At 71.9% G+C, this 13,666-nt stretch carries 16 protein-coding genes; 11 read left to right on the top strand and 5 right to left on the bottom strand.

Going from position 1 to position 13,666, the window contains the following annotated elements; translation table 11 throughout:
• Nucleotides 1-57: 57 nt before the first annotated feature.
• Together ACZ4VK_RS05990 and ACZ4VK_RS05995 are read left to right on the top strand one after the other, a co-directional pair.
• On the top strand, nucleotides 58-1,431 hold the full coding sequence (locus tag ACZ4VK_RS05990; RefSeq protein WP_468348961.1) for a cryptochrome/photolyase family protein: 1,374 nt from the start codon (nucleotides 58-60) through the stop codon (nucleotides 1,429-1,431).
• 396 nt (nucleotides 1,432-1,827) lie between these two features.
• Nucleotides 1,828-2,481 (top strand): alpha/beta hydrolase, encoded by a 654-nt coding sequence (locus tag ACZ4VK_RS05995; RefSeq protein WP_468348962.1) that lies wholly within the window; start codon nucleotides 1,828-1,830, stop codon nucleotides 2,479-2,481.
• Between the two features lie 79 nt (nucleotides 2,482-2,560).
• Here the strand turns inward: ACZ4VK_RS05995 and ACZ4VK_RS06000 are convergent, their stop codons facing one another.
• Nucleotides 2,561-3,103 carry an SMI1/KNR4 family protein gene (locus ACZ4VK_RS06000; protein ID WP_468348964.1) on the bottom strand — a complete coding sequence of 181 codons (543 nt, stop codon included), beginning with the start codon at nucleotides 3,101-3,103 and terminating at the stop codon, nucleotides 2,561-2,563.
• 133 nt (nucleotides 3,104-3,236) lie between these two features.
• Complete coding sequence (locus ACZ4VK_RS06005; protein ID WP_468348966.1) at nucleotides 3,237-3,938, bottom strand: adenosylcobinamide amidohydrolase; 702 nt, start codon at nucleotides 3,936-3,938, stop codon at nucleotides 3,237-3,239.
• Between the two features lie 375 nt (nucleotides 3,939-4,313).
• Here ACZ4VK_RS06005 and ACZ4VK_RS06010 point away from each other — a divergent pair, with 375 nt between their 5' ends.
• On the top strand, nucleotides 4,314-4,775 hold the full coding sequence (locus tag ACZ4VK_RS06010) for an STAS domain-containing protein (protein WP_468348968.1): 462 nt from the start codon (nucleotides 4,314-4,316) through the stop codon (nucleotides 4,773-4,775).
• Entirely contained in the window at nucleotides 4,772-4,909 is a 138-nt protein-coding gene (locus ACZ4VK_RS06015; protein ID WP_468348970.1) for a hypothetical protein, read from the top strand. The genes ACZ4VK_RS06010 and ACZ4VK_RS06015 overlap by 4 nt, the downstream gene beginning before the upstream one ends.
• A 116-nt stretch (nucleotides 4,910-5,025) precedes the next feature.
• Here the strand turns inward: ACZ4VK_RS06015 and ACZ4VK_RS06020 are convergent, their stop codons facing one another.
• The gene (locus tag ACZ4VK_RS06020) at nucleotides 5,026-5,148 is read right to left on the bottom strand and encodes a hypothetical protein (protein WP_468348972.1); all 123 of its coding nucleotides are present in this window, start codon (nucleotides 5,146-5,148) and stop codon (nucleotides 5,026-5,028) included.
• Between the two features lie 68 nt (nucleotides 5,149-5,216).
• On the opposite strand from ACZ4VK_RS06020, the gene ACZ4VK_RS06025 reads away from it, so the two are divergent.
• Nucleotides 5,217-6,773: an FAD-dependent monooxygenase gene (locus ACZ4VK_RS06025; RefSeq protein ID WP_468348974.1), complete on the top strand. Its 1,557-nt coding sequence runs from the start codon at nucleotides 5,217-5,219 to the stop codon at nucleotides 6,771-6,773.
• A 329-nt stretch (nucleotides 6,774-7,102) separates the two neighbouring features.
• Here ACZ4VK_RS06025 and ACZ4VK_RS06030 read toward each other — a convergent pair whose 3' ends face one another.
• Together ACZ4VK_RS06030 and ACZ4VK_RS06035 are read right to left on the bottom strand one after the other, a co-directional pair.
• Entirely contained in the window at nucleotides 7,103-7,546 is a 444-nt protein-coding gene (locus ACZ4VK_RS06030; RefSeq protein WP_468348976.1) for a DUF4383 domain-containing protein, read from the bottom strand.
• 39 nt (nucleotides 7,547-7,585) lie between these two features.
• Complete coding sequence (locus tag ACZ4VK_RS06035) at nucleotides 7,586-7,837, bottom strand: hypothetical protein (RefSeq protein WP_468348978.1); 252 nt, start codon at nucleotides 7,835-7,837, stop codon at nucleotides 7,586-7,588.
• 360 nt (nucleotides 7,838-8,197) lie between these two features.
• Between ACZ4VK_RS06035 and ACZ4VK_RS06040 the strand changes: the two genes are divergently transcribed.
• From ACZ4VK_RS06040 to ung, 6 genes are all read left to right on the top strand, one after another.
• Complete coding sequence (locus tag ACZ4VK_RS06040) at nucleotides 8,198-9,043, top strand: HipA family kinase (protein WP_468348980.1); 846 nt, start codon at nucleotides 8,198-8,200, stop codon at nucleotides 9,041-9,043.
• Complete coding sequence (locus ACZ4VK_RS06045; RefSeq protein WP_468348982.1) at nucleotides 9,040-9,423, top strand: DUF3037 domain-containing protein; 384 nt, start codon at nucleotides 9,040-9,042, stop codon at nucleotides 9,421-9,423. Before ACZ4VK_RS06040 ends, ACZ4VK_RS06045 begins: the two co-directional genes overlap by 4 nt.
• A 180-nt stretch (nucleotides 9,424-9,603) precedes the next feature.
• Complete coding sequence (fabG, locus tag ACZ4VK_RS06050) at nucleotides 9,604-10,365, top strand: 3-oxoacyl-ACP reductase FabG (protein ID WP_468348984.1); 762 nt, start codon at nucleotides 9,604-9,606, stop codon at nucleotides 10,363-10,365.
• A 29-nt stretch (nucleotides 10,366-10,394) separates the two neighbouring features.
• The gene (locus ACZ4VK_RS06055) at nucleotides 10,395-11,162 is read left to right on the top strand and encodes an SDR family oxidoreductase (RefSeq protein ID WP_389682795.1); all 768 of its coding nucleotides are present in this window, start codon (nucleotides 10,395-10,397) and stop codon (nucleotides 11,160-11,162) included.
• A gap of 148 nt (nucleotides 11,163-11,310) precedes the next feature.
• Entirely contained in the window at nucleotides 11,311-12,888 is a 1,578-nt protein-coding gene (locus tag ACZ4VK_RS06060) for an ABC transporter substrate-binding protein (protein WP_468348986.1), read from the top strand.
• 93 nt (nucleotides 12,889-12,981) lie between these two features.
• A complete protein-coding gene (gene ung / locus ACZ4VK_RS06065) occupies nucleotides 12,982-13,665 on the top strand; it encodes a uracil-DNA glycosylase (RefSeq protein WP_250766037.1) in 684 nt (227 codons plus the stop codon).
• The last annotated feature ends 1 nt before the right edge of the window (nucleotide 13,666 follow it).

A 13,666-nucleotide genomic window follows, 5' to 3' on the forward strand; every position in this document is an offset into this window, starting at 1 on the left:
GCCGGGCTCCGGCCGTGCGGCCCGACCGTCGGCCGGTCCCAGCGGGAAAGTGGTGCCATGAGCGTCTCCGTCGTCCTCTTCACCTCCGACCTCCGCGTCCACGACCATCCCCCGCTCCGCGCGGCCGTGGCGGCGGCGCGCGAGGTGGTCCCGTTGTTCGTCCGTGACCCCGCCGTGGACCGGGCCGGGTTCGCCGCGCCCAACCGGCTTGCCTTCCTCGCGGACTGCCTGGCCGACCTCGACGCCGGACTGCGGCAGCGTGGCGGCCGGCTCGTCGTGCGCGGCGGCGACACCGTGACGGAGGTGTGCGGGGTGGTGCGGCAGGCCGGCGCCGACGAGGTCCACATGGCCGCCGGTCACTCCGCCTTCGCCCGCGCCCGCGAGGAGCGGCTGCGGCGGGCCCTGGAGTCCGACGGGCGCCGCCTGTACGTGCACGACGCCGTGACCACCGTCGTACCGCCCGGCGAGGTCACACCGCAGGGCTCCGACCACTTCGCGGTGTTCACCCCGTACCTCAGGCGCTGGATCTCGGAACCGCTCCGGGCTCCGCTCGCGGCCCCCCGTTCGGTGTCGGTGCCGCAGGGTCCGCGCTCCGAGCGGCTGCCGGAGCGCGCCTCCGTGGAGGGCGTGTCGGAGGGCCTCGCCACCGGAGGGGAGACCGAGGGGCGCCGGAGGCTCGGGGCCTGGCTGTCCCGGCACGCCGACTCCTACGAGGAGGCGCACGACGATCTCGCGGGCGACACGACCTCCCGCCTCTCCCCTTACCTCCACTTCGGCGCGGTCTCGGCGACCGAGGCCGTGCACAGGGCGCGGGCCCGTGGCGGCGCGGGCGCCGAGGCCTTCGTACGGCAGCTGTGCTGGCGGGACTTCCACCACCAGGTGCTCGCGGCGCGGCCGGCGACCGCCGTCGAGGACTACCGGCCCCGGCACGACCTGTGGCGGCGGGGCGAGGAGGCCGAGGCGGACCTCAGGGCCTGGCAGGAGGGCAGAACTGGCTACCCCGTGGTCGACGCGGCCATGCGCCAGCTGGCGTACGAGGGCTGGACGCACAACCGGGGCCGACTGCTCGCGGCCTCGTTCCTCTCCAAGACGCTCTACCTCGACTGGCGTGAGGGGGCCCGGCACTTCCTCGCCCTGCTGGTGGACGGTGACATCGCGAACAACCAGCTGAACTGGCAGTGGGTGGCGGGCACGGGGACCGACACGCGGCCGAACCGGGTCCTCAACCCCGTGCTCCAGGGCAAGCGGTACGACCCCGACGGCGCCTACGTCCGGCGCTGGGTGCCCGAACTGTCCCACCTCCCACGGCGCTTGATCCATGAGCCGTGGCGGCTGAAGGGCCAGGACCGGGCCGCGTACGACTACCCGGAACCGCTGGTGGACCTCGCCGAGGGCCTGAGCCGGTTCCGGCAGGCAAGGGGTCGGGACTGAGGGAGGACGGGGAGGGGCCCGGTCCCGGGAACGCGGAGCGACGGAACGCGAAGTGGCTTCGGCGGGACGCTGATCATGTGTGGCTGTCACGGCGGCATACGGGCCGGCGGGGCTGACAGCCAGTGGCGGCGGACGGGACGTCCGCCGCCGGACCGCCATGAGGCGGCTCGGCTCGCGTGACTTCCACGTGCGGTAGGGGCCGTATCTGACGCCGTGCCGGACCTGGCAGACTGCGCCCCTCACGGTCGTCCCCCTCGTCGTGAGCGCCCCGCTCATCCGAGGAAACGGCAAACCACTCATGGAGGCCCTTATGGCGCAGCGGCCCGGACACGCGGCCCGCACGAGCGGGTTGTTCCCCCGGCCACCGCGCCGGCGTGCGAACGGGACGGCCCGGGGATGACCTGCCGCACCCGGCGGGCCGAGCCGGTCACCCCGAGCGCCCTGGTCGTCCGCACCACGCCGGCCGCGCCCACCGCGGCCGTGCTGCTGCTCCACGGCGGGCGCGCCGACGGGCCCGAGCCGCCGCCGGCCCTCAACCTCCCGGCGCTGCGGATGCGCCCCTTCGCCTCCGCGGTGACCCGCGCCGTACGCGGCAGGGACGTACTCATCGGCGAGGTGCGCTACCGCCACCGGGGGTGGAACGGCTCTCGTGCCGACGCCGCGAGGGACGCGGAGACGGCGCTGGCCGCCCTCCGGGAGCGGGCCGGGTCCGTGCCGGTTGTCCTCATCGGCCACTCGATGGGGGGCCGAGCGGCACTCCGCGCGGCGGGCGACCCGGCCGTCCGCGGAGTCGTCGCCCTCGCGCCGTGGTGCCCCGCCGACGAGCCCGTGGACCACCTCGGCGGCCGGCGGCTCTACCTGCTCCACGACGAGAACGACCGCGTCACCTCGGCGCGTGAGTCGTGGGACTTCGTCCGCAGGGCACGGGCGGCGGGCGCCGACGCCGTCGGCATCCCGATGCCGACGGGAGGCCACGCCATGCTCAGGTGCGCGGACCTCTGGCACCGCCGCGCGGCGGAGCTCACCGCGGCGCTGCTCTCGCACGGCTGAGGGGGTACTGCGCCAGGGCATGGTTCGCGGTCGAGCGGGCCCGCCGCCAGAGCACGACCGCGGCCGGGCGACGGAGCGTTCAGTCCCACCAGTCGTCGCCGGTGTGCCAGCGCCGCACCCACTCCTCGAAGCCCCATGCCTGGTCACCGGGTGAGGGGACGGCGCCGACGTCGGCGACCATCCAGACTGCGCCACGGCGGGGCCCCGTGGTCAGCAGAAGCCAGAAGGACTGGCCGTCCTCGCATCCGAGAACGACGGACCCCTGGTTGAACGTGGCATCGATCCGGGGGTCCTCGGGGTCGACGTCCTCATCGTCCTCCCAGTGCCACGCTGCCTGGAGGGGGAACGGTTTCCCTGGCTGCCGTGGGCCGAGGTCGGGCCAGGCGTCGGGCAACCGGCCGAGTGGCTGGAGACCACCGTCGCCGGCGGGTCCGAGGCTCGAACCGTTGCTGATCTCCGCGACGAAGGTTCTGTACGGCTCCGGGAGGACCACCCCGTTCTCTGCCTCCCATGCTGCGACGGCTTCCTGGCCGAGCGCCGGTTCCCGCCATTCCGGCGGGAACGCGGAGCGGAGGAATTCGAGAGTGGCTTCGGCGGGACGCTGATCATGTACGGCTGTCACGGCAGCATGCTGACAGACGGGGCTGACACCCCTAGCCAGCGGTACTGCCGGCCGAAAGTTCTCACCCGCGTCCCACCGCCTGCTCCATGTCGGGCATGCGTGGAGCGTGTGACGCGCCAACGATGCGAGTGCCTCAGCCGGCCGGGCGCGGGTCCTCGGCCGCCAGCAGGCCCGCGCAGGCTTCCTTGGTGGCCCGGTGTACCGCGCGGGCGAGTCGCGCTCCCCACAGCGAGCGCGGACCGGCGAACAGCTCGGCGTCGGTCCCGGTGGGCGAGGGCGCGGCCACGCAGACGGCGTCCGTGGGCGTTCCCGAGGCGTCGGCCCCGAGTTCGACCAGGGCCTGGGTCTTCGCCTCGGTGGCGGTGGCGACCGCGTTCACGAGCGCGGCGTCCGTGAGGGCCACCGGCAGCGACACGATGATGTTGATCGTCCCCGGGCGCGGGGCCCCGACGCTTCCGGGTCCCGGTGCGGCGGCCCAGCCCCGTACACCGATTCCGGCGGTGACCACGGCCCGTACCCCGCCGTCCTCGGCGTGCCGCCGGTCCGCGACCGAGGCCGCCGTCATCAGCCCCACGCCGGGGCCCGCGAGCCCGGCGTCCGATGCCAGGTCACGTAGGTGCGCCACGGGGTCGTGCCGGTCGTAGCCGGGCGGGACCTGGGCGTTGAGCACCCACCCCCGTTCCCCGATGCCTCCGCCGAGCACGGCGCTCGACACCATGCGCACGCCCGGCCCGGGGGCCCACACCAAGAGCGGCCACGCGCGGCCCCCTTCCTCATGCGTGCCGAGGGCGGCGTCAGCGAGGGACGCGCTGGTGAGGAGGGTTCGGGGAAGCACCCCACACCCTAACGCGCGGCCTCTCCCCGTCCCCGAACGGGTGAATGACCCATCCACACGGCCGCGGTCTCCGAAACACCTACGACAACAGGGCCTCGGCGGGGAGCTTCCCACCGGTGGTCCGGTCGCGTCACCGCACTCCCGGCCGGGGTGGTCGTGCAACGTTCCCACCGCCAACGCCACCGTTTCATCGTCGACACCGTTCTGATGCCCGACTAGGGCCTGAGCAGGGCGGCCGGCGTCGGGACACCGGCGCCCGCCGGGCCACGCGCCCGTGGCTCGTACGAGTGACTGATTTCCCCCGCACGTGCGCATCCGCCCGTCCAGCGGGGTGAGTCGGCGTGCCGTCCGCGGCCCCGGCCCCGTTGCCCCGGTGTGCGTACCGCAAGCAACCTTCCGATACTGACCGCCCCTTCCACCCCTGCCGTTCCTGCAGCCCCCGCAGCCCCGTCGGGCGCCGGACCGCTGGACCAGGGTGCGGACTCCGCACCCTGCGCCATAAGCGTCCGTTCCTGCACCACCCCCGACGCGCACACCCTGCGGGTCGAACTCCACGGTGAGGTCGACCATCACAGTGCGGGGCCGTTGAGGGTGATGCTGGCCGTCGCACCCGCCCACGGCTACCACCGGCTCGTCCTCGACACCTCGCGCGTCACCTTCGCGGACTCCGCTCTCCTGCGGATCCTCACGGACTGGACGGACCGGGGCAGGAGGCTGCGGCTGACCGGCATCACCCCGGCGATGGAGCGGCTGCGCGCGGCCGCCTGGGGCGCCTCTCCACCCACCGCGCGGCGACGCGCCCGTCACGGAAAGGAGTGCGTGGGGGAGGGCGCGTGACCTTCTCGCTGCTCGTCCTCGTACCGCTGCTGCTTGCGGTGGCCCTGCTGCCTCGCGAGCGCCCCGAACGCCCCCGGCGACGCCGGGACCGGCACGAGGGAGCGGGGGTGACGCGGGGACGAGCCGACGGATGACACCCACCCGCCCGTGACACCCGTTGGCCGCACCGGACAGGACCGTTGAGGAACTGTCGGGTGCGGCCTTGGTGGTTCGTGCAGCCCTCTGGTGACGTGGTGACGTGGTGACGGACTCACTGGAGCAGGTGCAGGGCGAGGATCGAGACCTCCTGGGACTCCTTGTCGGAGTCGGTCGGGTCGCCGTCCTGTCCGCAGAGCGCGATTCCGTCCCTCCTCGCGCGTCGGTCCCTTGACATCGCGGCGCCTGTTGTGGCTGGTCAGGGCGGTGATGGGGCCTCTTTGACCCTCGGTCATAGTGGCCGTCATGGACTATGACGTAGTGGTGGCCGGAGGCGGCCCGGTCGGACTGATGCTGGCCTGCGAACTCCGGCTCGGAGGCGCGCGGGTGGCCGTCCTGGAGCGCCTCACCGAGGTGGAGCCCACGATCAAGGGCGGGGCGATCACCACGCCCAGTGCCGAGGCGCTCTACCGCCGGGGCATGCTGCCCGCCCTTGCCGAGGTGCAGCGGCAGGCGATGGACCGCTTCCAGGCGTACCTGCGTGAGCGGAACGGCGGGGACGGGGGTGAGGCCGCGGGCCAAGGGCTCGGGTTCGTCGGGCACTTCGCCGGGATCATGCTGCGCGCCGACCTGGTCGACCGTACGGAGCCGGGCCTCGGCGACGCCGGACCCGCCGCCGAGATCGCTTTCGTGGCGCAGCAGGACATCGAGCGGCTGCTCGGCGGGCGGGCGGACGAGCTCGGCGTCGACGTGCGCCGGGGAGTGGAGCTGACCGGCTTCGACGCGGACGACGGGGCCGTCACCGTACGGACCAGCCACGGGGCGATACGCGCCGGCTGGCTCGTGGGCTGCGACGGTGGCCGCAGCACGGTCCGCAAGCTCGCGGGGTTCGCATTTCCCGGTACGGACCCGGAGACCACCTGTCACCAGGCGATCGTGGAGATGACCGGCGCCGAGGACCTGAAGGTCGGCTGGACCGCCACGGACACCGGGGTGTACGCCCACGGGCCGATGCCGGGCCGCGTCGTCACCGTGGAGTTCGACGGCCCGCCGGCCGACCGGGACGCGCCGGTCACCAGCGAGGACCTCCAGGCGCGGCTGCGCCGCGTATCCGGCGTGGACGTCACGATCACCGGTGTGCGGACCGCGACCCGCTTCACCGACCACGCCCGCCAGGTCCCCGAGTACCGCAAGGGCCGGGTGCTGCTGGCGGGTGACGCGGCGCACGTGCACTCCGCGTTCGGGAGCCAGGGGCTGAGCCTGGGCATCGGGGACGCGATGAACCTCGGCTGGAAGCTCGCCGCGGTGATCGGCGGCCGAGCGCCGGAAGGGCTGCTGGACACGTACACCTCCGAGCGGCACCCCGTCGGTGCGTGGGCCCTGGACTGGACCCGGTCCCAGGTCGCCGCCATGCGCCCGGACCCGCAGTCCCGGGCCCTCCGCGAGATCGTCAGCGACCTGGCGGGGACGGTCGCGGGCACCACGTACCTCACCGCGCGGCTCAACGGTGGCGGCGTGCGGTACGAGCTGCCGGGCGAGCACCCGCTGACCGGCCGCAGCGCCCCGGACCTCGAACTCACCGACGGCAGCCGCCTCGCGGACCACCTCCACGGCGGCCGGGCGCTCCTGCTCGACCTCACCGACGACCCGGAGCTCCGGGCCCTCGCTGCGGGGTACGCCGGCCGCGTCGACACCCTGACGGCCGGGTGCCCTTCCCGCCCGGAACTGGCGGCGGTCCTCGTCCGTCCGGACGGCTTCACGGCCTGGGCGGCCGACATGGGTGCGCCGACGTCGACGGCAGGGCTGGCGGAGGCGCTGGAGGAGTGGTTCGGAGCGCTGGAGGCCGCGGTGACGCCCGGCTGATCCGCTCAGCGCTTGCGGCGCAGCGCGGCGGTGCGTTGCCGGGGGGCCGGCGCGACACGGCGGGGTGGGGTCGCGTGAAGGCGGTGCGCCGTACGGTCTCCCAGGCTGAGCCGAGGTCTCCTCCGCGAAGGCGTGGCTGAACGTCAGCTGGAAGATGTCCCTGAGGACCTCTTGCCGCCCGTCAGGGGCGGCCCCGGCGACTCGTACAGGTGCATCCGACGGTCGAGTTCCGCGTGGTCGCGGCGCTGGCGGGCGAGGACGTCGGCCTCCCCGCCGAGCTGGTCGACGCTCTGCTGCGAAAGGGGCAGGGGCGTGGGGCGGCCTTCCGTTCAGGTGCGTAGTGCGGCGCGGCGCCCGAGGAGGACGCCGAGGGCGATCATGGCGACGCCGAGGACGAGGTGGAGCCAGTTGTCCGCCGTGTTCACCGGGACGAAGTTGGCGGAGCTGTCGTGGTCGATGACCAGTCCGTAGATCCACAGGACCAGGTAGATCAGACCTCCGCCGATGAGGTAGGCGCGGGCGGTCGCGGCTGCGCGGGCCATGGCGATGCCGGCGATGCCGAACAGCAGGTGCACGATGTTGTGCAGGACGGAGACCTGGAAGACGCCGAGCAGCTTGGCTTCGGAGTGGTGCTCGGCGAACTTCAGGGTGTCGTAGTCGGTGGTGATGCCGGGGATGAAACCGAGGACACCCACCAGGAGGAAGACCGCTCCCATCAGGAGGGCGGCGAGCTGCACGGGTGTCCGGGAAGCGGCTCGGGTGCGGGTGGTCATGACGGTTCTCCTTCCCGATGGCGCGGACCGGGGACGGTGCTACGTCCCGGGCCGGATGACGGCGCGTACGCATCCGTCCGTCTTGTGCTTGAACATGTCGTAGGCCCCCGGCGCCTGGTCCAGCGGTGGTGGGGGAGCGCCCACCGGATACACGTCCGTCGGTGCCCGGTCGACCGTGACCACCAGCCGGCGGTTCGGGTCGTCCGGGGCCGAGCGCCGAACCGTGTCGAGGGCTGCTGCGGCGGCGGTCGGTCCGACACCGAGGAGAACCGTGCGGTGCGACCACTTCACGTCTGCCTCCATGGCGCTGTATCGCTCCGGCGCCCGCCCGAGCGCCTCGTGTCGCTCCGGCGCCTGCCCGGGCACGGTGCCCGCAAACGACGGACGGACGACCGCCGCGCGCCACCGCCGGCACCAGGGCCGGGCGCTCCTCACCGGCGATCACTCTCGGTACCATGCTCACTTCGTGCCGGAAGTCGTGCAGCGAGGGGCGCGGCCATCGGCGGGTCTGTCGGGGGAGCGGGGAGACCAGCTCGCCGGCCGAAACTCCCCAGGTTCTCCCCAGCGCCGCCGACCGGTGATTCACGCCTTCGCACCCCGGAAGAGTCCGTCCGTGGATCGTAAGGCTGACGAGATGGGTGGCCTGGGAAAGTGTTGGAAGAGGTTGTAGCGACCCGCTATGTCACGCCCCTGCGTGAGGGTGGTTCGCTCCCCGGGATCGTCGAGGCCGACGATCTCGGCACGTACGTCATGAAGTTCACCGGCGCCGGGCAGGGGCGCAAGACCCTGGTCGCCGAGGTCATCTGCGGGCAGCTCGCCCGCAGGCTCGGGCTGCGCGTGCCGGAGCTCGCCGCCATCCAGCTCGACCCCGTCATCGGGCTCTCCGAACCCGACCAGGAGGTGCAGGAGCTGCTGAAGGCGAGCGGCGGGCTCAACCTGGGGATGGACTTCCTGCCCGGCTCGCTCGGCTTCGACCCGCTGGCGTACGAGGTGGACCCCGCGGAGGCCGGCAGGGTCGTCTGGTTCGACGCCGTCATCAACAACGTCGACCGCTCCTGGCGGAACCCGAACATGCTCGTCTGGCACGGCGACCTGTGGCTCATCGACCACGGCGCCACCATGATCTGGCACCACAACTGGCCGGGCGCGCAGGCCTCCGCCGCCAAGGCGTACGACGCCTCCGACCACGCTCTCGCGCCCTTCGCGCCGGACGTCGCCGCCGCGGCCGCCGAACTCGCGCCGCTCGTCACCCGCGAGCTGCTCGACGAGGTCGCCGCCGACGTGCCCGACGAGTGGCTCGTCGACGAGCCCGGCTTCGACAGCACGGACGAGGTACGCGCCGCGTACGTCGGGGCGCTGCTGCCGCGCGCCGCCACCATCCACGAGCGGATCACGCTCGGCCCGCGCACCGAGAACCGGCCGCAGCAGCCGCCCGGCTGGCTTGCCGAGCGCCTCGCGCCCCGGACGCACTCCACCGAGAAGGACAGCACCCCGTGACCGACCGCGATGTCTTCGAGTACGCGCTGCTGCGCGTGGTGCCGCGGGTCGAGCGCGGCGAGTGCTTCAACGCCGGGGTGGTCGTCTACTGCCGCGCCCGGTCCTTCGTCGCCGCCCGTACGCATCTGGACGAGGCGAAGCTGTCGGTGCTCGACCCGGCGGCCGACGTGGCCGGCGTCCGGGCCGCCCTTCGCGCGGTCGAAGGGGTGTGTCTCGGGGGTGACGCCGCGGGTCAGGCCGCGCGGGACGACGCGGGGCGGCGCTTCCGCTGGCTGATCGCGCCGCGCTCCACGGTCGTCCAGCCGGGGCCCGTGCACACCGGACTCACCGCGGACCCCGAGGCCGAGGTCGAACGGCTGCTCGACCTGCTGGTGCGCTGAGCGCACAAGGGCGGGGACGGGGAGTGACGGGGTGCACCCGGTGGGCCGTTGACACCGGGTGCCAGGGCTTCTAGCGTCTCGTCTGCGGACGATACTAAGCGGTCGCTCATGTGCGGGACGCAGGAGCGGGTGACCGGTTCGGCCGCCAAAGGGACGATCCAAGGGCGAGGAGAACCAAGCATGTCCACCACCGAGCAGCGCGTAGCCGTCGTCACGGGTGCCGCACGGGGCATCGGGGCCGCCACGGCGCTCCGCCTCGCGGCCGAGGGCCGCGCCGTCGCCGTACTCGACCTCGACGAGGCGGCCTGTAAGGACACCGTCGAGAAGATCACCGCCGCGGGCGGCACCGCGCTCGCGGTCGGCTGCGACGTCTCCGACAGCGCCCAGGTGGAGGCCGCCGTCGCGCGTGTCGCCGCCGAGCTCGGCGCGCCGACGATCCTCGTCAACAACGCGGGTGTGCTCCGCGACAACCTGCTCTTCAAGATGTCCGAGTCGGACTGGGACCTCGTCATGAACGTGCACCTCAAGGGTGCCTTCCTGATGGCGAAGGCCTGCCAGAAGCACATGGTGGACGCGGGCTTCGGCCGGATCGTCTCCCTCTCCTCCTCCTCGGCGCTCGGCAACCGCGGCCAGGCCAACTACGCCGCCGTGAAGGCCGGTCTGCAGGGCTTCACGAAGACCCTCGCCAAGGAGCTCGGCAAGTTCGGCATCACCGCCAACGCCGTCGCCCCGGGCTTCATCGTCACCGAGATGACCGCGCAGACCGCCGAGCGCGTCGGCATGGGCTTCGAGGAGTTCCAGGAGGCCGCCGCGTCCATGATTCCGGTGCAGCGGGTCGGCCGCCCCGAGGACGTCGCCAACGCCATCGCCTTCTTCGCCGGCGACGACGCGGGCTTCATCTCCGGCCAGGTCATGTACGTGGCCGGCGGCCCGCTCAACTGACGACCGGCAGCGAGAGGAGCGAGGCAGACATGACCGCACAGGAACGGCCGGAGCTGTCCGGCAAGGTCGCCCTCGTCACCGGCGCGAGCCGGGGCATCGGGTACGGCATCGCCGAGGCGCTCGTCGCCCGCGGTGACCGCGTCGTCATCACCGGGCGCGGCGAGGAGGCCCTCAAGGAGGCCGTCGAGCGGCTCGGCGCCGACCGGGCGATCGGCGTCCCCGGCAAGGCCCACGACGAGGCCCACCAGGCCGCCGCCGTCGAGGCGGCGATGGACGGCTTCGGCCGGGTGGACTTCCTGATCAACAACGCCGGTACGAATCCGGTCTTCGGGCCGATCGCCGATCTGGACCTCGGGGTGGCCCGTAAGGTCTTCGAGACGAACGTGGTCTCCGCGCTCGGCTTCGCCCAGCGGACCTGGCACGCCTGGCAGAAGGAGCACGGCGGCGCCATCGTGAACATCGCGTCGGTCGCCGGAGTATCCGCCTCGCCCTTTATCGGCGCGTACGGCATGAGCAAGGCCGCGATGGTCAATCTCACCCTGCAGCTGGCGCATGAATTCGCCCCGCTCGTGCGGGTCAATTCCATTGCCCCGGCCGTCGTGAAGACGAAATTCGCGCAGGCGCTGTACGAGGGACGGGAAGCGGAGGCGGCCGCCGCCTACCCGCTCGGTCGGCTCGGCGAGCCCGAGGACATCGGCGGCGCCGCCGCCTTCCTCACCTCGTCACAGTCGGAGTGGATCACTGGTCAGACGCTCGTAGTCGACGGCGGGATTTTCCTGAACGCCGGAGTCGGGTGACCGATATCCGGACACTTTCCGGAATCTGTGTCCGGATTGCGCCCGGTTGCGCAGAGAATGCCTCAAGTGCCCCGTCAGGCTCGAAGATTGACCTGGCGGGGTGCTGCGGTATCGTCGGCCGACCCCTGGCTGAACGAGGAGCGTGCACGTGTTCAACCGGACCAGTCTGCAGGCCGCTGCAGCCCTTGTGTCCATATCCCTGGTGTCCGGATGCAGTGTCTTCTCGGACAGTGAATCCGCCGGGGATCAGAGAATCGTCGTCGGCACGACGAGTTCTCCCACCACGCTTGATCCGGCCGCCGCCTGGGACAATTCCTGGGAGCTCTTCCGGAATGTCTTCCAGACCCTGGTGAGTTTTCCGACCGGCAGTACGATCCCGGATTCGGACGCCGCCGAATGCAAGTTCTCCGACACCGCCAGCCGGGTCTTCGAGTGCAAGCTCGTGGAGGGCCTCACGTTCTCCAACGGGCACAAGCTGGACGCGAAGGCCGTGCAGTACTCGATCGAGCGCATCCGCACGATCAACCACAAGGGCGGCCCCAACGGGATGCTCGGCTCGCTCGACAAGATCGAGACCGTGGGCGACAGGACCGTCGTCTTCCGGCTCAACAAGTCGGACGCCACCTTCCCGTTCGTCCTCGCCACGCCGGCCATGTCCCTCGTGGACCCGGCCGACTACCCGGCCGACAGCCTCCGCAAGGACGGCAAGATCACCGGCTCGGGACCGTACGTCCTCGACTCGTACACCGAGCGCGAGTCGGCGGAGCTGACCAAGAACCCCACGTACAAGGGCTTCGCCGACCGTAAGAACGGCGGCGTGACCCTCAAGTACTTCGACCAGTCCGACGCGATGGTCGCCGCGCTGAAGAAGAAGGAGATCGACGCCACCTACCGCGGCCTCACCGCCGAGGAGGTCATCGCGCTCCAGGAGGACAAGCCCGAGAACAAGGGCCTGCAGCTCATCGAGTCGACCGGCGCCGACATTCGCTACCTCGTCTTCAACACCCAGGACCCCTCGGTCGCCAAGCCCGCCGTGCGCAAGGCCATCGCCCAGCTCGTCGACCGCGACGAACTGGTCAACAGGGTCTACCAGGGCACGGCCGAGCCCCTGTACTCGATGGTGCCCAAGGGCATCGCGGCCCACACCACCAAGTTCTTCGACCGCTTCGGCTCGCCGAGCGCGAAGAAGGCCAAGAAGCTCCTCCGCGACGAGGGCATCACCGACCCCGTCGAGCTGACCTTCTGGTACACGACGGACCGGTACGGCTCCTCCACCGCCGCCGAGTTCAAGGAGCTCAAGCGCCAGCTCGAGGAGTCCGGACTCTTCAAGGTCACCGTGGAGGGCAAGCCCTGGAAGGAGTTCCAGGCGGGCTACCAGAAGGGCGAGTACCCGGTCTTCGGCCGCGGCTGGTTCCCCGACTTCCCGGACCCGGACAACTTCGTCGCCCCCTTCATCGGCGAGGAGAACGTCCTCGGCACGCCCTACGTGAGCTCCAAGATCACCGGCGAGCTGCTTCCGAAGTCCCGCCGCGAGAGCGACCGCGGGACCGTCACGGACGAGTTCGTCGAGGCCCAGGAGATCATGGTCCAGGACGTCCGGCTGCTGCCGCTGTGGCAGGGCAAGCTGTACATCGCGGCCAGCGACGACATCGGCGGCGGCGAGGTCGCCCTCGACCCGCAGACGGTCATGCAGCTCTGGCAGCTGCACCGCCGGGCCAGCTGGTAGAAGACGGTCGCGGGAGGCCTGCGGGGGCCACTGTCAGTGGCCCCCGGTAGGTTCGTGGACATAGACAGGAACGTCCACCGGAGGTTGTTGACCGTGACCGACACCAGCATGCTGCCCGAGTCCTGGCGGGACGTCCTCGGCGAGGAGCTGCGCAAGCCGTACTTCGCGCAGCTCACCGAGTTCGTCGAGCAGGAGCGCGCCCGGGGGCCGGTCTTCCCGCCGAAGGACGAGGTCTTCGCCGCGCTCGACGCCACGCCGTACGACAAGGTGAAGGTGCTGATCCTCGGTCAGGACCCCTACCACGGCGAGGGGCAGGGACACGGCCTCTGCTTCTCGGTCCGCCCCGGGGTGAAGACCCCGCCCTCCCTGCGGAACATCTACAAGGAGATGCAGGCCGAGCTCGGCCACCCGATCCCGGACAACGGCTATCTGATGCCGTGGGCCGAGCAGGGCGTCCTCCTGCTCAACGCCGTACTGACGGTCCGCTCCGGCGAGGCGAACTCGCACAAGGGCAAGGGCTGGGAGAAGTTCACGGACGCGGTGATCACCGCCGTCGCCTCGCGCCCCGACCCCGCCGTCTTCGTCCTCTGGGGCAACTACGCCCAGAAGAAGCTGCCCCTCATCGACGAGGAGCGGCACGTGGTGGTGAAGGGCGCCCACCCCTCGCCGCTCTCGGCGAAGAAGTTCTTCGGCTCGCAGCCCTTCACGCAGATCGACGCGGCCGTCGCGGCCCAGGGACACGAGCCGATCGACTGGCGCATCCCGGACCTCGGCTGAG

Source organism: Streptomyces sp. NPDC028711 (assembly GCF_055565415.1).